Source organism: Pseudoxanthomonas koreensis, assembly GCF_041890415.1.
Classification (GTDB): domain Bacteria; phylum Pseudomonadota; class Gammaproteobacteria; order Xanthomonadales; family Xanthomonadaceae; genus Pseudoxanthomonas; species Pseudoxanthomonas koreensis_A.
Genome location: NZ_CP169056.1, coordinates 2279328 through 2300088, shown reverse-complemented (window position 1 = coordinate 2300088; position 20761 = coordinate 2279328). Strand labels below are relative to the sequence as shown.

Below are 20761 nucleotides of genomic sequence, written 5' to 3'. Positions count from 1 at the left end.
CGAGCGCGACTGCGGGCAGGGCGGCGGCGGGCAGTGCGCATGCGCGGCCTGGCCGGCCGGCGCACACAGCGGCGTGGCCGTCCGCACGGGGGGTGCCAGCGGGCAGGAGGGGGCGGAAGCGGGGCATCGACATCCGGCGATTATCCCCAGCCACCGGCCGTTGCGGGAAGGGCGGGATTTCATCGCTGCATCCGGATGGAGCGATTGACAGCGCGACGGGCCACTGGCAGTCTGTGGCCGCCATCGAGACCGGCGGAGGGACAGGCCCTTTGATGCCGGGGCAGCCCGTGAGCGCGCAAGCGCACGCGTAGGTGCCAAATCCTGCGGAGCGCCACGCGCGCTCCGGAAGATGGTTCGTACCGCGCAATGCGCGCGACGAACACGGGCTCCTACAGGCTCGATGGCGGTTGCAACCCGACCCGCCGCTCGAGTACCCACGCCGCCGTGCAGCACGACCCCGCCATCGCCGCCATCACCACGCCGTCGCCCGGCGCGGTGCCGCCTGCGCGTCGCGGCCAGGTCACGGTGGAGCTGTCCATGCGCCACGCAGGGGCCCGCACCGTCACCCTGCATTACGAGCTGCAGGGCGTGGCCGATGCGCCGGTGGTGCTGGTGGCCGGCGGCATTTCCGCGCACCGTCACGTCGCCGCCAGCGAGGCCTTCCCCGAGCCGGGCTGGGCCAATGCACTGGTCGCGCCCGGGCGCACGCTGGATCCGGCGCGATGTCGGGTGCTGGCGTTCGACTATGTCGGTGCCGACGGCGGCCTGGACGTGCCGATCGACACCTCCGACCAGGCCGATGCGGTGGCCGCGCTGCTGGATGCGCTGGATATCGCCCGGATGCAGGCGTTCGTCGGCTATTCCTACGGCGCGATGGTCGGGCTGCAAATGGCGCTGCGCCACCCGCAGCGGCTGCAGCGGCTGGTGGCGGTCAGCGGCGTGCATCGCCCCCACCCCTATGCATCGGCCTGGCGCGCACTGCAGCGCCGCGCGGTGGCGCTGGGCCAGTTGCAGTGCGCCGATGCGCAAGGCCTGGCCCTGGCGCGCCAGTTCGCCATGCTCAGCTACCGCACGCCGGAGGAATTCGGCGAGCGTTTCGACGTTGCCGCGCAGATCGTCAACGGCCGGGTGCGCTGCGCCGCCGAGGACTACCTGGACGTGGCCGGCTCGCGCTACGTGGCGCGCACACCGGTCAACGCCTTCCTGCGCCTGTCCGAGTCCATCGACCTGCACCGCCTGGACCCGGCCGGCATCCAGGTGCCGGTGACCGTGGTCGCGGTGGAGGGCGATCGCCTGGTGCCGCTGTCCGACTCGGTGTCCCTGGTCGAGGGCCTGGCCGGGCGCGGCCAGTTGCGAGTGTTGCGCTCGCCCTACGGCCACGACGCCTTCCTCAAAGAAACCGACCGCATCGACCTGATTCTTGCCGCCGTCCTGCGCGGCCCCGGAGCCCCCGAATGAGCCACGACCCTTCTTCCGCCCGCCGCCCGGCCACCATCGCGGTGCGCGCCGGCATCGACAGCGATACCGCGCATGGCGCAGTGACGCCGCCGATCGTGCTGTCGAGCAACTTCAGCTTCGACGGCTTCGGCAACAAGCGCCAGTACGACTACACCCGCAGCGGCAACCCCACCCGCGACCTGCTGGGCCAGGCCCTGGCCGACCTGGAGGGCGGCGCCGGCGGCGTGGTCACCAGCACCGGCATGGCTGCGATCAACCTGGTGCTCAATGCACTGCTGCAACCGGGCGAGCGCCTGGTGGTGCCGCACGATGCCTATGGCGGCAGCTGGCGCCTGTTCAATGCGCTGGCGGCCAAGGGCCATTTCGAACTGGTCACCGCCGACCTCACCGATCCGAGCGCGCTGGCCGAGGCCCTGTCCCGCCCGACCAGGCTGGTGCTGGTGGAAACCCCGTCCAATCCGCTGCTGCGCATCACCGACCTGCGTGCGGTGATCGATGCGGCGCACGAGGCTGGCGCGCTGGTGGCGGCGGACAACACCTTCCTTTCGCCGGCGCTGCAGAAGCCGATGGCGCTGGGCGCGGACCTGGTGATCCATTCCACCACCAAGTACATCAACGGCCACAGCGACGTGGTCGGTGGCGCGGTGGTGGCGCGCGATGCCGAGCTGCACCAGCAGCTGGTGTGGTGGGCCAACGCGCTGGGCCTGACCGGCTCGCCGTTCGACAGTTTCCTCACCCTGCGCGGGCTGCGCACGCTGGATGCGCGCATGCGCGTGCACCAGGAGAACGCGCAGGCCGTGGTCGCGCTGCTGGACGGGCACCCGGTGGTGGAGAAGGTCCACTATCCGGGCCTGGCCACGCACCCGGGGCACGCGCTGGCCGCGCGCCAGCAATCCGGTTTCGGCGCCATGCTCAGTTTCGAGTTGAAGGGCGGGGTCGAGGCGGTGCGCGCGTTCGTCGATGCGCTGCGCTGGTTCACCCTGGCCGAGTCGCTGGGCGGGGTGGAGAGCCTGGTCGCACACCCGGCAACGATGACCCATGCGGCGATGAGCCCGCAGGCGCGCGCCCAGGCCGGCATTTCCGATGGCCTGCTGCGCCTGTCCATCGGCATCGAGGCCGGTGCCGACCTGCTGGAGGATCTCACCGCCGCGCTGGGCGCCGCCGAGCGCACGCTCGCCGGTGCCGGCCGTGCGCCGGTGGAGGCGTGAACGCGGCGCTGGGCCTGCAGCCGCGGGCGTCCGCTGCGCGCAAGGGCGCGGCGGCCTCGCAACCGCGCCTGGCATTGCTGGGCACCGGAACGGTCGGTGCCGCATTCGTCAGCCGCTATCGCATGCTGCAGGAGCGCAACCAGCGCCTGCCGCGGTTCGCCTGGCTGGCCAACTCGCGCACCGTGCTGGGCACCGGCGCCGCACTGGAGGCCGCGCTGGCGCAGGCGGTGGCCGCGCCTGCACGGGCCACGGCGCTGCAGGGATGGGCCGAGGCCGAGGCCCTGCGCGAAGGCGACATCGTGGTCGATGCCACCGCCAGCGACCTGGTCGCCAACTGGCACCCGGAATGGCTGGCGCGCGGCGTCAACGTGGTCACCGCCAACAAGCTGGGCCACGGCGGCCTGCTGGCGCGCTCGCAGGCCATCAGCGAGGCGCAGGCGGCCTCCGGTGCACGCTATGGCGACGCTGCCACCGTTGGTGCCGGGCTGCCGGTGCTGCGCAGCCTGCGCGCGCTGGTGGCCGGTGGCGACCGCATCCATGCAGTGGAGGGCGTGCTGTCCGGGTCGATGGCCTGGCTGTTCCACCATTTCGACGGACGACAGCCGTTCTCTGCGCTGGTGGCGCAAGCGGCCGACGCCGGCTACACCGAACCCGACCCGCGCGTGGACCTGTCCGGCGAGGACGTGCGCCGAAAGCTGCTGGTGCTTGCGCGTGCGGCCGGGTTGCCGTTGGAGATCCGCCAGGTGCAGGTGGAATCGCTGGTGCCCGGGGCACTGGCCGCCGCGGATGCGGCATCGGTGCGCCAGGCCCTGGCGCTGCTGGATGCGCCGCTGGATGCACGCCTGCAGGATGCGCGCGCGCGCGGCGGCCACCTGCGCTTTGTCGGGCGCTTCGATGCGCAGGGCGCACAGGTGCGCGTGCAGGTGCTGCCGGCCGACCACCCGCTGTGCGCCGGCAGTGGCACCGACAATCGCGTGGCGATCAGCAGTGACCGCTACACCGCCCGTCCGCTGCTGATCCAGGGCCCGGGCGCGGGCGCCCAGGTCACCGCGGCGGCCTTGCTGGACGACGTGTTGCGGATCGGCGCCGGCTGACGCGGCGCGTTGCCGCGCAGCTGCGCCGCACCCGCTCAGCGCGTGGCGCCGACCCGCTGGATGGCCACCATGTGTTCGATGTAGGAACGGCCATCGCTGGCCAGCATCGACTCCAGTGGCGTCACCACCACGCCATTGAGCCGGCCGCCGGCCATGCGCCCGTCGTCCTGGCGCCAGCGGCCGTCATGGATGTCGTGGATGACATGGGCCACGCCATCGCGATGGCCAACGGCCATCATCACGTGGCCGGGGATGTAGACCAGGTCGCCCGGCTGCAGCGCGCGTACCGCGGCCAAGCGCGCGGCATGGCCATCTTCCGGGCCGAATGCGATGCGCTCCGGCGCCGGGCTGGCTGCCTGGTCGCCGGTGTTGCGCGGCAACAGTACGCCGAAGCTGCGATAGACCTCGGACACGAAGCCGCTGCAATCGCGGGTGCCGTGCGCATGGCCCCAGCCATAGCGTTCGCCCAGGAACTTGAATGCCTGGGTCAGCAGGTTGGCCGGCGTCAGCGGCAGGTAGCCGGCGGTGACGTCGGCCGCGCGCGGGATCAGGGCCGGCGCTATTGCCAATCGGCCATGGACGTCGCGCGTGGGCAGGTCCACCACGTGTGCGGCCAGCGGCAACTGGCCGTTGACCGGCTGCTCCGGCGGCCAGTCCACGCGCAGTGGCAGGCGCACGCCCATGTCCAGCGGCAGCGCCGAGACCTGCGGCTCGCCCGGTGCAACCGCGCTGCGCACGCTGGCACCGGTGGCCACCAGGTGTGGCGTGCGCTGCGCATGGCCGAGCACGACGTCGCGTTGCCCCAGGGCCACCGCATCAGCCGCGATCCAGGCCAGGTAGCGCTCGCTGGCCACGAACAGCCACTCACCGTCGCGGCTGCGGTGCAGGACCGCCACCGCATCGCCCGGGAACAGCGCCGATTCCTGGAAGCGGTCGATGTCGCGCTGGTGCGGACTGGAGTGCGCGGGCGCGGCGGTGGGGAAGGTCCGCAAGTCGGCGCGGCGCACCACCAGGCCATGGCGCGCCGGCTGCTGCAGCGGGATCGCGTCCAGCGCCAGGGCCTGTTGCAGCGCCCGTCGCGCACGCGCGGTCAGCGCATCCCCGCGTGCGTCGTACAGCATGCCGGCGGGCAGGCTTGAGCGGGCAATGATGCGTTCGCGCACCCAGGCGCGCGGCAGCGGGTGGGGCAGGGTTGCCAGGTCGTGGATGGACGGGTCCAGTGCGCGCAAGCGCGCGTTGCGTGCCTGGATCCCGGCGTGGTCCAGCAGCACCTGGTCCGGCGCGGCCAGCGCGTCGATCCAGTGTGCCGCCGACATGGCGTCCGGCTGCAGCCCGGCCATGGCCCCTGGTACCAGCGCGTCGCGGGCGATGGCGGCACCCGGTAGCCAGGCCAGTGCCAGTGCCATCGCCACCAGCGCGACAGGCAGGCAGCGGCCGTTGCGGCGCGCGGTGCGCGGGCAGCGGGGCCGGGTGCGGGAGACAACCGGTGAGCGCATTGGTGTGATGTGGTGCGGCATGCGCGCGCAGTGTAGCGGGGCGCCTCGGTGCAGACGCTGGTGCAGCGCGTTTTCGTGTGCCATGTGCATCATTGCCGGACGTGCGGTGCAGCAGCGTGGGCAGGTCCGGGTGCTGCAGCGTCTAGAATGTGGGGCCTGCCACGACCCGTGTTGCCATGAACCTGCCGCTGCACTTCGGAATGCTCGGTGCCCTGGAGGCCGGGCTGATCGCCCTGCTGATCGGCCTGGCCGTATATGCCGCATGGTCCTGGGTATGCCGCCGCGCGGGGCTGACCATCGGCTACGCGCTGGGCTGGAGTGCCGCGATCGCGGTCGCGATCGGCGCGGGCATCGATGCCTGGAACCTGTTCTACCTGGGCATGGTGAAACTGGAGTCGCCGCTGTACGCGCGCCTGGCCCTGGCCGGCATCCACGACCCGGACAACCTCGGCTTGCGGGTGCTGCTGGAAATGGTGGGTGCGCTGGCCGGCGTCGTGCTGGGCTGGTGGCTGTTCAGCGCCCGGCATGGTGCGCCGGGCGCCCAGGGTGACACCGAGGGCGGCGCGTAGCCCCTGTTGCCCAGGCGTTGAACCACGGGTTAACCCGGTACTCATGCCGCGCTAACCGCTGCGGTAACCGCATCCGGGCGCGCTGTGGTTAACGCCGCGTGGAAGCGGCGATCGTCGCCCAAACAGGATTCATGCGCAGCCGGGCAGGTTGTGGGGGCGTGGATGGCCAAGCGCGTCCACGCAACCCACATCCATCCGAGCAGGAGCCTCCAATGAATCACCCACGTCTGTTTACCGGCACGCTCATCCTGGGCCTGGCAGCGGTTGCGCCGTTGGCCATGGCCCAGACCACACCCGAAGAACAGCAGCATCCCTACGCACAGGGCAGCCAGACGCCGGCCACCGGCGCGGTCGAGCAGCAACCGGCGCACTCCTCCGCCACCGGCGAGGGCCTGAGCTGGGCCGAGCTGGATACCGACGGCAACGGCAGCCTCAACCGCCAGGAGGCGCAGCGCCATGCCGGCATGGCCCATGTGTTCTCCGCAGCCGATGCCAACGCCGATGGCGACCTGAGCGGCGAGGAATACCGCGACTACCTCCAGGCCCAGCGAAACGACCCGGCGCAGGAATAACCCGCCAAGAATCATCCGGGAATCGTGCATCGCCGCCCGTGCGCGCGGGCGGCGATTCGCCTGCGCGCGCGGCCGGTACATCGCCCGGATCGGTGGCCGCTCGCCTTCGATCGATGGTGCAGGCCGCTGCTATCCTGCCGGCTCCCTTGCAGCGAGCGTCCTCCATGCCGGACATCCAGCTTGTCGGCTTCGACGGCGACGACACCCTGTGGCGCAGCGAGGACTACTACCGCGCGGCCGAGAAGCAGTACGAGCAGATCATCGGCCGTTACATCGACCTGCACGATGCCGGCACCCTGCGCCACCTGCTGGAGGTGGAGCGCCGCAACCTGCGCGTGTTCGGCTACGGCGCCAAGGGCATGACCCTGTCGATGATCGAGGCGGCGATCGAGCTGACCGGGGGCCGCATCGCCGCGCGCGACCTGCAGCAGGTGGTGGAGATCGGCCGTGCCACCCTGCAGCACCCGGTGGAGCTGATCGACGGTATCCGCCAGGCCGTGTCCGCCATCGCCGCGCGCTGGCCGGTGGTGCTGATCACCAAGGGCGACCTGTTCCATCAGGAAGACAAGATCGCGCGCTCGGGCCTGGGCGACCTGTTCCCGCGGATCGAGATCGTGTCGGAAAAGGATCCACCCACCTATGCGCGGGTACTGGCCGAGTTCGAGGTCGATGCGGCCGGATTCGTGATGATCGGCAATTCGCTGCGCTCGGACATCGAGCCGGTGGTGCGCCTGGGCGGCTGGGGCGTGCACGTGCCCTATCCGCTGACCTGGGCGCACGAGGCGGAGCACGGGCTGGCCGAGGCCCATCCGCGCGTGCTGTCGGTGCCAGCGGCCGCGCAACTGCCCGATGCGCTGGAGCGTATCGCTGCCGCGCCGGCCAACGCCTGCTGAACGCTTCTGCCGCCTGCGCAGGCGGTAACGTTTTCAAATGGCCGGGTTAAAGTCCGGTTCACCCCGATCAACGCACCTTCACAGCACACCCGACGGAGAGTGCCGCCATGAACACCAAGCCGATTGTCCGCCGCCTGCATCCGGTCTGGATCTGCGCCATGCTGTTGTCGCTGGGTGTCGCATCGCTTATGCCCATGCGTGCCCAGGCCGCCGACGTACAGGTGCGCGTGCTGGTCGACCTGGCCGACCTGATCTTCCGCAGCGGCAATCCGTACTACTACGAGCATGGCCACTATCATCCGGTGGTGGTCGAGTACGACCGCTGGCAGCGCCCGGTCTACTACCGCCATGTCTCGCGCCCGGTGGTGGTGCACGCGCCGCCGCGTTACCACGTCGTGGCGCCGCCGCCGCGTGCGTACTACGGCGCCCCGCCGCGCCATCATCACAAGCCGGCGCCGCACCACCGCGCCAGCTACAACTACGGGCACCAGCAGCGCGGTCGTCACGGCAACGGCTACGGCCATGGCCGCCATGACAACCGTCGCGGACACGGGCACGGATACGGGCGTGGCGGGCGCTGACACCATCGCATCCGCAGTGCTGCCCTGACAGCGCCCGCTGTCTGCGGCAGAATGGCGGCATGCGCCGCACGCCAAAGCAGCATCCGGTCACGCGCATCGCCCTGGGGTTGATCCTCGGGGCGATGCCGCTTGCGGTGCCAGGGCTGCACGCCGCGACCCAGTCAGACGCAGTCGCATCCGACGCCACGTCGGCACTCGATGCCGGCCATGGCACCGGCGACGAGTGGCTGGATACGCGCCTTGCCGATATCGATGCGTACCAGGCGCGTTATCCGGCCGCCTTCGCCTCCGAACTGGAACGCTACGCCGCCATCCCGCGCGACTACCTGCGTGGCCTGCTGGCCCAGCCAGGCTGGGCCGCAGGCGATGCCTGGTTCGCCTGTTTCCTTGCACGTGCCATCGATGCGACCTGTCGCAGCGTGGTGCGCGCACGTGCGCGTGCCGGCACCCTGGCGCCGTGGTCACAGGTACTTGAAGACATCGATGCCGGCCCGCGCGAGCTTGCGCAGGTGCGCCTTGCCCTGGCCGACAGCTACCGCCGGTGGGCGCGTCCGCTGCAGCCGGACGCGGCACTGGCGCGCGCCTTGCGCGCCCGTGAGTCACACGCGCAGGCGGCGGATGCACAGCCCGCGCGCTGAGGGCGCGCAGCGGCAGCGGAATTTCAGCAACCGAGAGGAACCCCGATGAACACGATCATCCTGCTCTACGACGCGGCGCACTGGGAGCGCGCGCAATGGGTCGATGCGCCGGTGGTGACCGACTGGAACGGACGCAGCGTCTCCCTGCGTGCCGGCCCGCGCACCCCCCTGCACCAGGACGGCCGCGACTGGCCGCCGGTGGCGGTGTACGCGCCTGACGAACTGTCCGAAGAGGAGTTCCAGGGCCTCTACGACACCCATCGCCACGCCATCACCGAGCTTCAGCTGCATTACTGAGCGGCGCGCGCCCGTGGCCAGGCATGCCCGGCCATCTGGTTCCAGCGCTCCAGAGGAGTGCGGTTCGGGTCAGCCCAAGGCGGAGCGGGCGGTCGGCCATCTCAGAAGCCGTGCTTGCTCGCGTGATAGTGGCGGATGGGGTCTTGGCTCAGTTCGATTTGCGTCCGGACCATGCCTTGGACCCAGCCGTCGAGCGGTGAATTTTCATCGGAATGGGGTGGGGCCTGCCGACTTTCGGTGGCGGTAGCGTCTGATGCAGTTGGCGGGTCTTGACGTTCAGGTGTCATGGCGATGGCTCCTGTGTGCGATCAAGCCGCTTTGCGCTTTCCAGGCCGTGCGGGCTCTTCAGCCTCTACGGCCTTCCGGGGGCGGCCGCCCAGCTTTCCATTCTCGCGGGCTGCGGCTTTCTTGGCCTTCGTCGTGGCTTGGCCACCCTTGCGTCCGCGCTCGGCCATCCACGCCTTCGTGCCGAAGATGCCTTCCATCAGGGCTGGGAGGTAGAGGTCCACATCGAGCCCGGGGAAGTGGATGCCGTAGCCGCTGGGGCTGATGTTGATGGACGAAAGGGCGTCCTCGTCGGCGGTTTCCAGGCCCTGCGTCTGTGCTGCGGGCAACCCGATCACGATGCCGTTGGACAGGCGAATGCACACCAGCCCGGTGTCCGGGTTGTAGGAGGCGCCCGTCGCTTGCGGCACATGACTCTTGATCTTTTGTGCCTGGGCGCGAGCGGCTTGCATTTGCTGGTCAGTAATCGCCATGAATTTCTCTCCACCGCTTGCACAAGTCGGCCAGGTTGTCCTGCAGGTGCGATGCAATCAGGTTCAGCGTGGCCTTTCTGAATCCGTAGCTCTCCCTCAGTGAGGGTGGGCCTTCCGGGCAGTTCAGCTCGAAGATGGCCTCGTGTTCCGCGCTCATGACATGAACGTGGCAGGGGCGGTGATCGTTCGAGTAAATGACGACCCGGTAGCCCAGGACCTTCAGGACGGTTGCCATTGTATCAAGAACCTAAGCCATTTGGGTTTATGGAGCTTGGCTGGACGTGGCCGGTTCAGGCTGGGGATTACTGGCAGGGCGTTCCGGCACCGCCCCTGCGGCACGCTTCGACGTGGACCAGGGTTGAACCCTCGCCAGCGGCTCCCCGCGGGTACGTTGCTGGTCGAGCCCGGCTTCCCGGCGGCGCATCCATTCGGTGGCCAACTGGCGGCCGATCGAACGTCTCCGACCCGGAATGGATGCACTTGCCCTGCCGATGTATGTGTATCTGGGCCGTGTACCCTAGCGATCCGCCTTTGCGGCGACGGCTGACGATGGTCCCCATGTGGCCGATGCTACATGGCTGTTTTCGTAGCATCCAGCGTAGCAATGGGCGTCCGAAAACTCGCGAAACTAGCCGATCATGAGCGCAACTGAGCAACACGAGAACGCAGGCACGCCATTGGATCTGCACGATGGCTCCCGCTACGCCGCATCCCTGCGCCTGTCCGTTGCCCCGATGATGGACTGGACAGACCGGCACTGCCGCGTGTTCCATCGTCTGCTGGCGCCGCAGGCGCGGCTGTACACCGAGATGGTCCATGCCAATGCCGTGGTCCTGGGCGACCGCGAGCGCCTGCTGGGCTTCGATCCGGTGGAGCATCCGGTTGCGCTGCAGCTTGGCGGCAGCGAGCCGGCACTGCTGGCGCAGGCGGCGCGGATCGGCGCGCAGTGGGGCTACGACGAGGTCAACCTCAACTGCGGGTGTCCTTCCGACCGGGTCCAGGCCGGGCGCTTCGGCGCTTGCCTGATGCGCGAGCCCGCGCTGGTGGGCGACAGCGTGGCGGCGATGATCGCCGCGGTGGTGGGCCTGGATCGCGCGGTGCCGGTGACGGTGAAGTGCCGCCTTGGCGTGGACGACGACCACGATTTCGACCGTTTCATGGCCTTCATCGACACGGTGGCTGCGGCCGGCTGCGCGATGTTCGTGGTGCACGCGCGCAACGCCTGGCTCAAGGGACTTTCGCCGAAGGAGAACCGCGAGGTTCCGCCGCTGCGTTACGACTGGGCGTACCGGCTCAAGCGCGAGCGGCCGCACCTGCAGGTGGTGGTCAACGGCGGCATCGCCTCGATGGCCGAGGCGCTGGCGCACCTTGGGCATGTCGATGGGGCCATGCTCGGGCGCGTTGCGTACCACGATCCCTACACCCTGCATCGGGCCGATGCGGCGTTGCGCGGGGTCCAGCCGCGGCCACGTGCCGAGCTGCTGCGCGCGCTGCGGCCCTACGTCGAGGCGCAACTGGCGCAGGGCGTGGCGCTCAAGCACATCACCCGCCACGTGCTTGGCCTGTTCCACGGCCAGCCCGGCGGCCGCGCCTTCCGCCAGGTGCTGAGCGAGGGCGCGCACCTGCCAGGCGCCGACTGGTCCGTGCTGGAACGCGCGCTGGCAGCGACCGCCGGGCAGCGGCGTGCGGCATGAGGACGGCGCCGGTTCCGCCACATGGCTGAACCCCAGCGGCCCGCCATGTGGATAAGTTCAGACCGGATTCACGGCGTCATAACGAACATCCCATCCAGCCGATATCCGTATCGTCCCGTGCCCAATGGCCGGCCGATGCAGCCAATCCGTTAGGATGAGATCGATGTCCCGTTTGTTCCGCCGTTGCGCTGTCGTCCCGATGCTGCTGCTGTCCATGGCCGCCGCCGCGCAGGAGCCCGTTGCCAGGGCGATGCCGGTGCAGCCGCAGGCGGCCGCGCCGCATGGCGCACAGCGCCCGGGCGGGCCCGTGTACCGCAACCCTGGCTCGGAGGCGCGGGCGATGGAACCACGCATGCAGCAGCGCCGCTCCATGTCCGAGGCGGTGCGCCGGGTGCAGCGCAGCACCGGCGGCCAGATCCTGGGCGCCGAGCAGGTACCGTTTGAAGGCCGCAACATCACCCGCATCAAGTACATGGACGACCGCGGCCGTGTCCGCTATATGGACGATCCGGGTCCCGGGCGCGCAACACCGCGACGGGGCAATCACGGCACGCCGTAGACGATGGTTCGCCGGCCCGGTGTTCCCGGGCCTCCCCACCACCGCAAACTCATGGAGAGTGCATGCGTATCCTTCTGGTCGAAGACGAAGCGCCGCTGCGCGAAACCCTGGCCGCGCGACTGAAGCGCGAGGGCTTCGCGGTCGATGCCGCGCAGGATGGCGAGGAGGGCCTGTACATGGGCCGGGAAGTGCCGTTCGACGTGGCCATCATTGACCTGGGCCTGCCGCGGATGTCGGGCATGGAGCTGTTGAGGGCTCTGCGCGACGAGGGCAAGAACTTCCCGGTGCTGATCCTGACGGCGCGCTCGAGCTGGCAGGACAAGGTCGAGGGCCTCAAGCACGGTGCCGACGACTATCTGGTCAAGCCGTTCCACGTCGAGGAGCTGCTGGCCCGGCTCAATGCGCTGGTGCGCCGCGCCGCCGGCTGGAGCAAGCCGGTGCTGGAGTGCGGGCCGGTGGCCCTGGACCTGGCCGCGCAGACGGTCAGCGTGCACGGCAGCAACGTGGACCTCACCAGCTACGAGTACAAGGTGCTGGAATACCTGATGATGCATGCCGGCGAACTGGTCTCCAAGGCCGACCTGACCGAGCACATCTACCAGCAGGATTTCGACCGCGACTCCAACGTGCTGGAGGTCTTCATCGGCCGCCTGCGCAAGAAGCTGGACCCGGAGGGTGAGCTGAAGCCGATCGAGACCGTGCGCGGCCGCGGCTACCGCTTCGCCATTCCACGCAGCGACGGCTGAGCAGCGGCCGGCAGGCAGCCTCCGCGGGAGGGGCAAGGTGGCAGGGGGACGCATCGGATTCCGGCCGTGGTGGCCGCGCTCGCTCAAGGCGCGGCAGCTCATGGCTGCCAGCCTGGGCCTGGTCGCATTCCTGATGCTGGCCGGCTTCGCCCTGGACCGTGCGTTCGCCGAAACCGCCGAAAACAACCTGCGCCAGCGGCTGAAGAGCTTTGCCATGGCGTATGCGGACAACATCGACTTCGGCCGCGACGGCTCGTTGTACACGCCTGAACTCGGCCCTGACCCGCGCTTTCACCGTCCCGGCAGCGGCCTGTATGCCGAGGTGGTGCTGCCCAACGGGCATTGGGCATCGCTGTCGGCCGAAGGCCCGCTGCTGCCGGAGGTGGGCGGGGTGCTGCCCGCGCGCGCCGAGCGCTTCGAAGGCCCGCTGCCCATCACCCAGATCGACGGCAGCCAGAGCTCGGTGTACCGCTATGGCATCGGCCTGATCTGGGCCGAGCGCACGCCCGAAGCCGAGTTTCCCTACACCATCTACGTGATGGAGGACGCCCAGACCCTGGCCGCGCAGGTGCGCGTGTTCCGCGGTGCGTTGTGGATCTACCTGGGTGGTGCCGGCCTGGTCCTGCTGCTGCTGCAAGGGCTCATCCTGCAGTGGAGCCTGCACCCGCTCAAGCGTGTGATCATCGAGCTGATCCGGGTCCAGCGCGGCCAGTTGCAACGCATGAGCGAGCGCCATCCGCGCGAACTGGAACCGCTCACCGAGAGCATCAATGCGTTGATCGATTCCGAGCGCGAGCACCTGGAGCGCCAGCGCAACACCCTGGCCGACCTGGCCCACAGCCTGAAGACGCCGCTGGCGGTGCTTCGCACCCAGCTTGATGCAGGCGCAGCGCAGGGCGGCGCGGGCGAGACGGTGCTGCGCGACGAGCTGGATCTGCAGCTCAAGCGCATGAACGACCTGGTGTCCTACCAGTTGGCGCGTGCCGCCTCGGGCGGGCACAAGCTGTTCTCCGCGCCGGTGGCGGTGGAACCCACCGCCGAGGAGATCGTGCGCGGCCTGGAGAAGGTGTACGCGGCCAAGGGCGTGCTGTGCGAGTTCGACATCGCCCCGGACGTGCAGTTCTACGGTGAGGCGGGCGACCTGCAGGAGTTGCTGGGCAACCTGCTGGAGAACGCCTTCAAGTGGGCCACCCGGCGGGTGCTGCTGAGCGCGCGCCCGGGCCCGGCCGCGCCCAACCGGCGTGCAGGCCTGCTGCTGGCGGTGGACGACGACGGCCCCGGCATCGCCACCGAGGACGTGGCCAAGGTGCTGCAGCGCGGGGTACGTGGCGATGAGCGCGTGCAGGGCCACGGCATCGGCCTGTCGATCGTGCAGGACCTGGTGCGCGACTACCGCGGCGAGCTGCACGTGAGCCGTTCGTCCGAACTGGGCGGCGCCCGTTTCGAGGTGACCCTGCCGCCCGGGCTGTGACGCTGGCACCGGGCATGCGCCCATGCACGCGCATTGCCCGTTGATGCCGAACGCACGCTGGTGCGACAGGCATTGCCGCTGCGCACGACTTTGGCGGTTGGCGCCCGGTGCGGTCAGGCGAAGGGCGAGGGCCCGTAGAACCGCTGCAGGTGCGCAGCCACTTCCGGCACCTGTTCGCGCAGCAGCGCCGGTGCCGAGAAGTGGTACTCGCTGGCGACCGCGAAGAACTCCTCCGGCGCCTCGGCCGCGTAGGGATCGATCGCAGTATCGCGGCCGGCCTCCACATGCGCGCGGAACCGATCAAAGGCACGCTGGAAGTCGTGCGCCCACTGCCGCTGCCAGCGCGACGGCAATGGAGGGGTGCCGTCCAGCTCGCCGTCCAGTGCGTCCAGCTTGTGCGCCATCTCGTGCACGGCCACGCAATAGCCGGCGTCGGGTTCGTCCAGGTCGGCCTGCACGTCGGCCCAGGACAGGATCAACGGGCCGTGGTCCCAGGCCTCACCGATCAGCTCGTCGTCCCACTCGTGCAGCACGCCGGCCGCGTCTACGTGGCTGCGGCGCACGCGGAAGGCTTCCGGGTAGACGATCAGTTGCGACCAGCCGCGCAGGCCGGCCGCACCGTATTCCAGCAGCGGCAGGCAGCACAGTGTCGCCAGTAATACCTGCTGCGCCGGTGCCAGCTGCAACCCGGCCAGCGGGGTGATGGTTTTCTCGTGCAGGAAGCGTGCGGCCATCTGGCGCAGGCGCGCGTGGCGTTGCGCATCGAGCGCCGCGGCCCAGGGCAACTGCGCGCTGGCCGCCGCCCAGAGGGCGTCGTCGATTTCAGGTGGGCGCGGCCGCAACCAGCGCGAAAGCCTGCCGATCAGCGGAACATGCCCGGCAGGAAGCTGTGCCAGTGCGGCGTGCGGGCGCGGGGAGCCGGGGTGGTTTCGGCATCGCCGCCATTGCCGCGGGCAGCCTTGGGTGCGCCACGGCTTACCGCGGGTATCGCCGGCAGTGCCTGTGGCGCCTCGTGGCCGGGCGCGGCGTTGGCAGGGCGCACGTAGACGCATGCGCCGCGCTTGGGGGCCGGACTGTCATCGGTATCGGCGGCCCAGCACAGTGCAGGGGCGGCAAGCAGCAGGAGCGGGACCAGGCGGCGCATGGTGGACCCGTGGACTGGAGCGGAACCCGGATTATAACGCCTGCAACTGTTGCCGGCATGTGCCGGCCGGGCGGGACCTGGCGTGACAGGCATAATCCCCGCAATGAAGCTGCCGCTGCCGGCGAGGGATGGATTTGGACGATCGTGAACTGCTGACCCGGCTGGGTGCCGGCGGCGTGTCCGGCGACGCCCTGGCGCGCGCGGCGGGCATCACCCGGGCAGCGGTATGGAAGCGGATCCGGGCGCTGCGTGCGGCCGGGCTCGAGATCCACGCCCGCCCGGGCACGGGGTACGTCCTGGACCGCGCGCCCGACCTGCTGGACGGCGACGCCCTGCGTGCCGCGCTGGTGGCCCGTGGCCTGCTCACGCCGCGGGACTCGCTGGAAGTGGCCTGGAGCCTGGATTCGACCAACAGCGAGCTGCTGCGCCGGCCGTTGCCGACGGGGGTTGCGGTGCTGCTGGCCGAGCGCCAGAGCGCCGGCCGCGGCCGCATGGGCCGCCATTGGACCTCGCCACTGGGTGCGCAGATATGCCTGTCGGTGCGCCGCGGCTTCGACGGCGGCCTGGCCCGGCTGGGCGGCCTGAGCCTGGTGGCCGGCGTGGCGGCGGCCGAGGCGCTGCGTGGCCTGGGGTTCGCACAGGTCGGCCTGAAATGGCCCAACGACCTGGTTGCCGGCGGACGCAAGCTGGCCGGGCTGCTGGTGGAAGGTGGCGGTGAAATCGGCGGCTCGGCACATGCGGTGGTGGGTGTCGGCATCAATGTGCACCTGCCGGAAACGGCGGCGGCGGCCATCGACCAGCCATGGACCGACCTGGCGCGGCTGGCAGGCGAAGGCGGACCGCCGTCGCGCACCACGCTCGCGGCCGCCGTCGTGGCGGCCCTGCTGCCGGCGCTGGCGCAGTTCGACCGCGAAGGCCTGGCGCCTTTCCTGCCGCGTTATGCGGCACTGGATGCGCTGGCCGGGCGCCAGGTGCGGGTGCTGGCCGGCCCGGCCGATTGCAATGGGCGGGTGCTGGGCCTGGCCGCCGATGGTGCCCTGCGGGTGGAGGTGGACGGGTGCGAGCGCGCCTTCCACTCCGGCGAAGTGAGCGTGAGGCCGCAATGAGCGACTGGCTGTTCGACCTGGGCAATTCCCGCTTCAAGGCGGCACCGTGGCAGGCCGATGGCGGCATCGGGCAGCTGCTGGCCTGGCCGCACGGCGCCGATGCACTGGTGGCCGGGGACGCAAGCCAGGGCTCATTGCCGCGCGGCCGTCGCGCGTGGGTGGCCAGCGTGGCCGCACCGGCCCTGACCCTGCAGTTGCTGTCGCTGTTGCGCGAGCGCTTCGACCAGGTGCACGTGGCCGAGAGCCGTGCCGAATGCGCAGGGGTGCGCGTGGCTTATGCGCAGCCGCAGCGGCTGGGCGTGGACCGGTTCCTGGCCTTGCTCGGCGCGCGCGCGATGGGCGGTGACGTGCTGGTGGCGGGCGTGGGCACGGCCCTGACCATCGACCTGCTGGGTGCCGACGGCGTCCACCACGGCGGGCGCATCGCCGCATCACCAACCCTCATGCGCCAGGCGCTGCACCAGCGCGCGGCACAACTGCCGGCAAGCGGTGGCAGCTACCGCGAGTTTGCCGACGACACCGACGATGCGCTGGCCTCCGGTTGCGATGGCGCGGCGGTGGCGTTGATCGAACGTTCGCTGCGCCAGGGCCAGGAACTGCTCGGCCGCGCGCCGGTACTGCTGCTGCACGGCGGTGGTGCGCCGGCCCTGCAGGAGTTGCTGCCGCAGGCACGCGCGCACCCGGCGCTGGTGCTGGAAGGCCTGGCGCTATGGGCGAGCGTGCATGGCAATGCCTAGAATCGTGTCGATCCGTACCGGTCCACCCTGATGCTTGCACGTGTCCTGATTGTCGTCCTGCTGGCCCTGAACCTTGGCGTGGCCGTCTGGTGGCTGCTGCGCGAGGCGCCGGCGCCGTATCGCGTGCCGGCCGTGGAAGCGGGCGTGGCACCGCTGCAGGTGCTGCGGCCGCAGGCCGAGGCGGTCGGGCCCGACGTGGCCGCGCAGGACGCAGCCGATATCCGCGCGCTGCCGATGCAGTGCCTGCGGATCGGTCCATTCCCGGACCTGGCCGCCGCGCAGTCGGCGCAGGTGGCGCTGGCCCTGCTGGTTGCAGACCCGGTGCTGGACGAGATCCCGGCCGAGGCGGCCGGTTACCGGGTACTGATACTGCCGGCATCCGACGCGGCCGCGGCGCAGGCGCAGGCGCAGCGGATTGCCGATGCCGGCTTCGAGGATTACCTGGTGATCCCGCAGGGCGGGGAAGCCAACGCCATCGCGCTGGGCAGCTACCGCAGCCGCGACAGCGCCATGGCCCGCATGCAGGCGTTGCGCCGCGCCGGCTTCCCGGCGGTGATGCGCGCGCGTGGCCAGGCGGCCACCTCGCAATGGTGGCTGGAAGCGGAGAGCGGCCAGGCCGACGTGGTGCGCGCGCGCCTGGAGGGCGTGGAGATCGGCGACTGCCAGTTGCTCGGCGCCGTGGACGCCGCCGGCACCGATGCTCGCTAGAAGCTCTGAGCCAGCATCTCTGCGCTAGAATCCTGCGCATGCCGCTTTAGCTCAGTTGGTAGAGCAACTGTCTTGTAAACAGTAGGTCGTCCGTTCGATTCGGACAAGCGGCACCAGCTTGCCTGGTCGCGGTGGGCATCCCGGCCCCGGTGATGCGTCGCCCATTGCGGGTGCGATGCTGCAGCGCCGCGCGAGGCCGTCACGGGCCGTGGCCTAGACTGGCGCCAGGCACCAAGGCGCCGTGCATGCCATGAACAGACCGTCCGCCATTTCCCTGATCGGCGTGCCCACCGATGTGGGTGCCGGTCATCGCGGTGCCTCGATGGGACCGGAGGCGCTGCGCATCGCCGGCATCGGCCAGGCCCTGGCCGCGCGCGGTGTCGATGTGCGCGACTGCGGCAACCTGGCAGGTCCCGCCAATCCCTGGCAGCCGCCCGATGCCGGTTACCGCCATCTCGTGGAGGTGGCCGAATGGAACCGGCTGCTGATGGAAGCCAGCCTGCGCGAGCTGCGCGACGGGCGCATGCCGGTGATGCTGGGCGGCGATCACTGCCTGGCCATCGGCTCGATCACCGCGGTGGCCCGCCACTGCAGCGCCACCGGCAAGCGCCTGCGGGTGTTGTGGCTGGATGCGCATGCCGATTTCAACACCAGCCAGGTCACGCCCTCGGGCAACGTCCACGGCATGCCGGTGGCGTGCCTGTGCGGGCTGGGGCCGGACGTCCTGACCCGGCTGGGTGGTGACGCACCAGCGATCGAGCCGGGGCAAGTCCGGCAGATCGGCGTGCGCTCGGTCGACCCGGAGGAGAAGCGCCTGGTCCGGCAGTACGGCTTGGACATCTACGACATGCGCTACATCGACGAGATCGGCATGAAAGTGGTGATGGAGCAGGCGCTGCAAGGCATGGACCGGCACACCCACCTGCACGTGAGTTTCGACGTGGATTTCCTCGACCCGGGAATCGCGCCGGGCGTGGGCACTGCGGTGCCGGGCGGGCCGAACTACCGCGAGGCGCAGCTGGTGATGGAGATGATTGCCGACACCGGGCAACTGGGCTCGCTGGACATCGTCGAGCTCAACCCCGCCCTGGACGAGCGCAACCGCACCGCGCAACTGGCGGTGGACCTGGTGGAGAGCCTGTTCGGAAAGTCGACCCTGATGCGTGGTTGAGCTGATGCCCGGGTGAATGCTGGCGGCAGGGATTCACGCCGGTTCGACGGGACTGCCGCGAGATTGTCGGCAACGCCGCACCGCTGTGCGCGCGTCCACCGTCACAAGGAGTTCACCATGAAGCGCATCATCACCCTGGCCATGCTGGGCCTGTTTTCCGTATCCATGCTCTCGGCCTGCAACACCATGGCCGGTGCCGGCCAGGATGTGCAGAAGGCCGGCGAGAAGCTGGAGGACAAGGCCCAGGATTGCAAGGACGGCCGCTGCTGACAGGCAGCGTCACTGTGGCGTTTGCGGACGGGGCCGGCGACGGCCCCGTCCTGCGTCTGGCGCGCCGCATGCGTGCACCCGGTACCGGCAAGCGAGCATTCAGCCGCATAACCCGGCATTGACGCGCACTGGACCGGCACGCAACGCGGCCTGGCGCAACCTGCAGGCACGGTCGCAACCGCGGCCCGTTTGCACAACAACACGCAGGAGCACTCTATGAATCGCGACATCATCGCCGGCAACTGGAAACAGCTGAAGGGCCAGATGCAGGCCAAGTGGGGCGACTTGACCGACGACGTGTTCGATGTCGCCGAAGGCGACGCGAAGTACCTGGCCGGCAAGCTGCAGGAGAGCTACGGCTGGGAGCGCGACCGCGCCGAGCGCGAAGTGACCGACTTCGAGCGTGGCCTGGACGCGCGCTATCGCCACTGACGCCTGGCCGTCCAGTCACTGCGCATCCAGCGCATGACGCGCCAATGATGATGGCCCGCCTTGGCGGGCCATCTCATATGTACGGCGCCCGCCTTGGCAGGTCACTTCATATGTACGGCGCCCGCCTTGGCAGGTCACTTCATATGTACGGCGCCCGCCTTGGCGGCCATCGATGCACCAATATCATCACCACGGATCGGGGACGAAGCCGCTGCCGGGGAAGGCGCGGGGCCGGTCGTCGTAGCGGATCGGCGGCGCGCCCATGCGGATGCCGCGTGCGGCCAGTGCAGCGTGGGTGTCGTAACGCAGTTCGGTCAATTGCGCAGGCGAGGCTTCGCGCTGGAATGCGGTGTGGTAGGCCGGCGCGCGCTCCAGCTCGCCATGGCCGGTGCCCAGGCGGGGCTTGGCCATGCTGCGGCCCTCGGGGGCGTGCTGCAGGTCGGCCGCAGACGCAGCGGAATCGGCGCGTGCCGAGGCGGCCTGTTGCGGCCCGTTGGCGCCGTACCCGCGCGGTGCCGGTGCCGGGGGTGCATCCATCATGGTCGAGGCTTCGGCTTCGGCGGCGCGTGCAATCCGTGCAGGAGGCGACGGGCGCGGCATGCGTGCCTGTTCGCGGAACACGGCGATGCCGATCGTCCCGATATTGGCCGGGCGCCCGGTGCGGGCCGCATAGCTGGCGGCCGGATCGACGAACACGAATCCGGCCACCGCATCGAGCGACTTGCGCCAGCCATCGATCTCCACGGTCTGCCACGGCCCCAGCACGTAGCCGGCCTGGCGGGGGTCGGCGGTGCGCCCGTCCACGACGTTGACACCGTCCACGGACACCACCGCCAGCAGGCGTTGCGGGCCGAGGTTGCGCAGCCGCAGCGCGTAGCGCCGGCCGGGCTCGCCGGGCAGCCAGGCCTGTCCGCGATGGCGGTACTGCGGCAGGCTCGTGCCGCTGTCGCGGTCGATCACGCTCAGTTCCACCAGCGGCGCGTGCGGGCCGATGACGCGGGTGGCCATGGCCGCGGGGCTTGCGGCCAGGATCAGTGCACACAAGGCAGGCAGTGCCAGCCAGCTGCGCCGGGACAACAGCGGGAACAGCGAGGGCAGGTGCATCGTTCCGCTCCGAAAGGGGGGTGTGCATGGAAACGCCCGGCACATGCCAACGGGG

Annotated in this window: 25 protein-coding genes, 1 tRNA gene and 1 riboswitch; of the genes, 20 read left to right on the top strand and 6 right to left on the bottom strand. The window is 70.2% G+C overall.

Translation table 11 applies throughout. The features are described 5' to 3' along the window. The first annotated feature begins 237 nt into the window (after nt 1–237). Nucleotides 238–356: riboswitch (SAM riboswitch) on the top strand. Nucleotides 357–366: 10 nt separating this feature from the next. The 3 genes from ACEJ41_RS10545 to ACEJ41_RS10535 are packed head-to-tail and all read left to right on the top strand — an operon-like array spanning nt 367 to nt 3760. After that, nucleotides 367–1458, top strand: a complete 1092-nt coding sequence (locus ACEJ41_RS10545; protein WP_374012231.1) for a homoserine O-succinyltransferase — start codon at nt 367–369, stop codon at nt 1456–1458. Further along, nucleotides 1455–2666, top strand: coding sequence for an O-succinylhomoserine (thiol)-lyase (locus tag ACEJ41_RS10540; protein ID WP_374012230.1), 1212 nt, complete (start codon nt 1455–1457; stop codon nt 2664–2666). The genes ACEJ41_RS10545 and ACEJ41_RS10540 overlap by 4 nt, the downstream gene beginning before the upstream one ends. Nucleotides 2667–2674: 8 nt before the next feature. Beyond that, complete coding sequence (locus ACEJ41_RS10535) at nt 2675–3760, top strand: homoserine dehydrogenase (RefSeq protein WP_374014121.1); 1086 nt, start codon at nt 2675–2677, stop codon at nt 3758–3760. 35 nt (nt 3761–3795) lie between these two features. Here the strand turns inward: ACEJ41_RS10535 and ACEJ41_RS10530 are convergent, their stop codons facing one another. Further along, nucleotides 3796–5166: an SH3 domain-containing protein gene (locus ACEJ41_RS10530; protein ID WP_374012229.1), complete on the bottom strand. Its 1371-nt coding sequence runs from the start codon at nt 5164–5166 to the stop codon at nt 3796–3798. 266 nt (nt 5167–5432) lie between these two features. Here ACEJ41_RS10530 and ACEJ41_RS10525 point away from each other — a divergent pair, with 266 nt between their 5' ends. The 6 genes from ACEJ41_RS10525 to ACEJ41_RS10500 all read left to right on the top strand — a co-directional run bounded on the left by ACEJ41_RS10525 (nt 5433) and on the right by ACEJ41_RS10500 (nt 8806). Next, nucleotides 5433–5825, top strand: coding sequence for a hypothetical protein (locus tag ACEJ41_RS10525; RefSeq protein WP_374012228.1), 393 nt, complete (start codon nt 5433–5435; stop codon nt 5823–5825). A gap of 212 nt (nt 5826–6037) precedes the next feature. Continuing rightward, complete coding sequence (locus ACEJ41_RS10520) at nt 6038–6397, top strand: EF-hand domain-containing protein (protein WP_374012227.1); 360 nt, start codon at nt 6038–6040, stop codon at nt 6395–6397. 164 nt (nt 6398–6561) lie between these two features. Beyond that, nucleotides 6562–7290 carry an HAD family hydrolase gene (locus ACEJ41_RS10515; RefSeq protein ID WP_374012226.1) on the top strand — a complete coding sequence of 243 codons (729 nt, stop codon included), beginning with the start codon at nt 6562–6564 and terminating at the stop codon, nt 7288–7290. Between the two features lie 107 nt (nt 7291–7397). Continuing rightward, the gene (locus tag ACEJ41_RS10510) at nt 7398–7871 is read left to right on the top strand and encodes a hypothetical protein (RefSeq protein ID WP_374012225.1); all 474 of its coding nucleotides are present in this window, start codon (nt 7398–7400) and stop codon (nt 7869–7871) included. Nucleotides 7872–7930: 59 nt separating this feature from the next. After that, entirely contained in the window at nt 7931–8509 is a 579-nt protein-coding gene (locus ACEJ41_RS10505) for a hypothetical protein (RefSeq protein WP_374012224.1), read from the top strand. Between the two features lie 45 nt (nt 8510–8554). Continuing rightward, nucleotides 8555–8806: a hypothetical protein gene (locus ACEJ41_RS10500; protein ID WP_374012223.1), complete on the top strand. Its 252-nt coding sequence runs from the start codon at nt 8555–8557 to the stop codon at nt 8804–8806. A 308-nt stretch (nt 8807–9114) separates the two neighbouring features. On the opposite strand, the gene ACEJ41_RS10495 is transcribed toward ACEJ41_RS10500, so the two are convergent. After that, on the bottom strand, nt 9115–9564 hold the full coding sequence (locus tag ACEJ41_RS10495; RefSeq protein WP_374012222.1) for a DUF2442 domain-containing protein: 450 nt from the start codon (nt 9562–9564) through the stop codon (nt 9115–9117). Further along, nucleotides 9551–9799 carry a DUF4160 domain-containing protein gene (locus ACEJ41_RS10490; RefSeq protein WP_374012221.1) on the bottom strand — a complete coding sequence of 83 codons (249 nt, stop codon included), beginning with the start codon at nt 9797–9799 and terminating at the stop codon, nt 9551–9553. Before ACEJ41_RS10490 ends, ACEJ41_RS10495 begins: the two co-directional genes overlap by 14 nt. A gap of 403 nt (nt 9800–10202) precedes the next feature. Here ACEJ41_RS10490 and dusA point away from each other — a divergent pair, with 403 nt between their 5' ends. The 4 genes from dusA (at nt 10203) to ACEJ41_RS10470 (ending at nt 14034) form a co-directional block, all read left to right on the top strand. Continuing rightward, on the top strand, nt 10203–11258 hold the full coding sequence (gene dusA / locus ACEJ41_RS10485; RefSeq protein ID WP_374012220.1) for a tRNA dihydrouridine(20/20a) synthase DusA: 1056 nt from the start codon (nt 10203–10205) through the stop codon (nt 11256–11258). A 154-nt stretch (nt 11259–11412) separates the two neighbouring features. Further along, nucleotides 11413–11817: a PepSY domain-containing protein gene (locus ACEJ41_RS10480; protein WP_374012219.1), complete on the top strand. Its 405-nt coding sequence runs from the start codon at nt 11413–11415 to the stop codon at nt 11815–11817. 62 nt (nt 11818–11879) lie between these two features. After that, entirely contained in the window at nt 11880–12563 is a 684-nt protein-coding gene (locus ACEJ41_RS10475) for a response regulator transcription factor (protein WP_374012218.1), read from the top strand. 100 nt (nt 12564–12663) lie between these two features. Next, nucleotides 12664–14034, top strand: a complete 1371-nt coding sequence (locus tag ACEJ41_RS10470) for a sensor histidine kinase (RefSeq protein ID WP_374012217.1) — start codon at nt 12664–12666, stop codon at nt 14032–14034. A gap of 113 nt (nt 14035–14147) precedes the next feature. Here the strand turns inward: ACEJ41_RS10470 and ACEJ41_RS10465 are convergent, their stop codons facing one another. Both ACEJ41_RS10465 and ACEJ41_RS10460 read right to left on the bottom strand, forming a co-directional pair. Further along, a complete protein-coding gene (locus ACEJ41_RS10465) occupies nt 14148–14930 on the bottom strand; it encodes a zinc-dependent peptidase (protein ID WP_374014120.1) in 783 nt (260 codons plus the stop codon). Beyond that, the gene (locus ACEJ41_RS10460) at nt 14897–15178 is read right to left on the bottom strand and encodes a hypothetical protein (protein ID WP_374012216.1); all 282 of its coding nucleotides are present in this window, start codon (nt 15176–15178) and stop codon (nt 14897–14899) included. The genes ACEJ41_RS10465 and ACEJ41_RS10460 overlap by 34 nt, the downstream gene beginning before the upstream one ends. Nucleotides 15179–15306: 128 nt before the next feature. On the opposite strand from ACEJ41_RS10460, the gene birA reads away from it, so the two are divergent. From birA to ACEJ41_RS10425, 7 genes are all read left to right on the top strand, one after another. Continuing rightward, nucleotides 15307–16284, top strand: coding sequence for a bifunctional biotin--[acetyl-CoA-carboxylase] ligase/biotin operon repressor BirA (gene birA, locus ACEJ41_RS10455; protein ID WP_374012215.1), 978 nt, complete (start codon nt 15307–15309; stop codon nt 16282–16284). Next, nucleotides 16281–17021, top strand: coding sequence for a type III pantothenate kinase (locus tag ACEJ41_RS10450; protein WP_374012214.1), 741 nt, complete (start codon nt 16281–16283; stop codon nt 17019–17021). Before birA ends, ACEJ41_RS10450 begins: the two co-directional genes overlap by 4 nt. 30 nt (nt 17022–17051) lie before the next feature. Continuing rightward, a complete protein-coding gene (locus ACEJ41_RS10445) occupies nt 17052–17729 on the top strand; it encodes an SPOR domain-containing protein (RefSeq protein ID WP_374012213.1) in 678 nt (225 codons plus the stop codon). 40 nt (nt 17730–17769) lie between these two features. Beyond that, a tRNA-Thr gene (locus tag ACEJ41_RS10440) sits at nt 17770–17845 on the top strand. A gap of 134 nt (nt 17846–17979) precedes the next feature. After that, nucleotides 17980–18900, top strand: coding sequence for an arginase (gene rocF, locus ACEJ41_RS10435; RefSeq protein ID WP_374012212.1), 921 nt, complete (start codon nt 17980–17982; stop codon nt 18898–18900). A gap of 117 nt (nt 18901–19017) precedes the next feature. Next, complete coding sequence (locus tag ACEJ41_RS10430; RefSeq protein ID WP_374012211.1) at nt 19018–19170, top strand: entericidin A/B family lipoprotein; 153 nt, start codon at nt 19018–19020, stop codon at nt 19168–19170. Nucleotides 19171–19386: 216 nt separating this feature from the next. After that, nucleotides 19387–19602 (top strand): CsbD family protein, encoded by a 216-nt coding sequence (locus ACEJ41_RS10425; RefSeq protein WP_374012210.1) that lies wholly within the window; start codon nt 19387–19389, stop codon nt 19600–19602. A 186-nt stretch (nt 19603–19788) separates the two neighbouring features. Here ACEJ41_RS10425 and ACEJ41_RS10420 read toward each other — a convergent pair whose 3' ends face one another. Further along, a complete protein-coding gene (locus ACEJ41_RS10420) occupies nt 19789–20706 on the bottom strand; it encodes a hypothetical protein (RefSeq protein ID WP_374012209.1) in 918 nt (305 codons plus the stop codon). Between the last annotated feature and the right edge of the window lie 55 nt (nt 20707–20761).

Coding starts and splice junctions, on each gene's coding strand:
- ACEJ41_RS10545 (WP_374012231.1), top strand. CDS start 367: ATGCGCGCGACGAACACGGGCTCCTACAGGCTCGATGGCGGTTGCAAC.
- ACEJ41_RS10540 (WP_374012230.1), top strand. CDS start 1,455: ATGAGCCACGACCCTTCTTCCGCCCGCCGCCCGGCCACCATCGCGGTG.
- ACEJ41_RS10530 (WP_374012229.1), bottom strand. CDS start 5,166: ATGGCACTGGCACTGGCCTGGCTACCGGGTGCCGCCATCGCCCGCGAC.
- ACEJ41_RS10525 (WP_374012228.1), top strand. CDS start 5,433: ATGAACCTGCCGCTGCACTTCGGAATGCTCGGTGCCCTGGAGGCCGGG.
- ACEJ41_RS10520 (WP_374012227.1), top strand. CDS start 6,038: ATGAATCACCCACGTCTGTTTACCGGCACGCTCATCCTGGGCCTGGCA.
- ACEJ41_RS10515 (WP_374012226.1), top strand. CDS start 6,562: ATGCCGGACATCCAGCTTGTCGGCTTCGACGGCGACGACACCCTGTGG.
- ACEJ41_RS10510 (WP_374012225.1), top strand. CDS start 7,398: ATGAACACCAAGCCGATTGTCCGCCGCCTGCATCCGGTCTGGATCTGC.
- ACEJ41_RS10505 (WP_374012224.1), top strand. CDS start 7,931: ATGCGCCGCACGCCAAAGCAGCATCCGGTCACGCGCATCGCCCTGGGG.
- ACEJ41_RS10500 (WP_374012223.1), top strand. CDS start 8,555: ATGAACACGATCATCCTGCTCTACGACGCGGCGCACTGGGAGCGCGCG.
- ACEJ41_RS10495 (WP_374012222.1), bottom strand. CDS start 9,564: ATGGCGATTACTGACCAGCAAATGCAAGCCGCTCGCGCCCAGGCACAA.
- ACEJ41_RS10490 (WP_374012221.1), bottom strand. CDS start 9,799: ATGGCAACCGTCCTGAAGGTCCTGGGCTACCGGGTCGTCATTTACTCG.
- dusA (WP_374012220.1), top strand. CDS start 10,203: ATGAGCGCAACTGAGCAACACGAGAACGCAGGCACGCCATTGGATCTG.
- ACEJ41_RS10480 (WP_374012219.1), top strand. CDS start 11,413: ATGAGATCGATGTCCCGTTTGTTCCGCCGTTGCGCTGTCGTCCCGATG.
- ACEJ41_RS10475 (WP_374012218.1), top strand. CDS start 11,880: ATGCGTATCCTTCTGGTCGAAGACGAAGCGCCGCTGCGCGAAACCCTG.
- ACEJ41_RS10470 (WP_374012217.1), top strand. CDS start 12,664: ATGGCTGCCAGCCTGGGCCTGGTCGCATTCCTGATGCTGGCCGGCTTC.
- ACEJ41_RS10460 (WP_374012216.1), bottom strand. CDS start 15,178: ATGCGCCGCCTGGTCCCGCTCCTGCTGCTTGCCGCCCCTGCACTGTGC.
- birA (WP_374012215.1), top strand. CDS start 15,307: ATGGATTTGGACGATCGTGAACTGCTGACCCGGCTGGGTGCCGGCGGC.
- ACEJ41_RS10450 (WP_374012214.1), top strand. CDS start 16,281: ATGAGCGACTGGCTGTTCGACCTGGGCAATTCCCGCTTCAAGGCGGCA.
- ACEJ41_RS10445 (WP_374012213.1), top strand. CDS start 17,052: ATGCTTGCACGTGTCCTGATTGTCGTCCTGCTGGCCCTGAACCTTGGC.
- rocF (WP_374012212.1), top strand. CDS start 17,980: ATGAACAGACCGTCCGCCATTTCCCTGATCGGCGTGCCCACCGATGTG.
- ACEJ41_RS10430 (WP_374012211.1), top strand. CDS start 19,018: ATGAAGCGCATCATCACCCTGGCCATGCTGGGCCTGTTTTCCGTATCC.
- ACEJ41_RS10425 (WP_374012210.1), top strand. CDS start 19,387: ATGAATCGCGACATCATCGCCGGCAACTGGAAACAGCTGAAGGGCCAG.
- ACEJ41_RS10420 (WP_374012209.1), bottom strand. CDS start 20,706: ATGCACCTGCCCTCGCTGTTCCCGCTGTTGTCCCGGCGCAGCTGGCTG.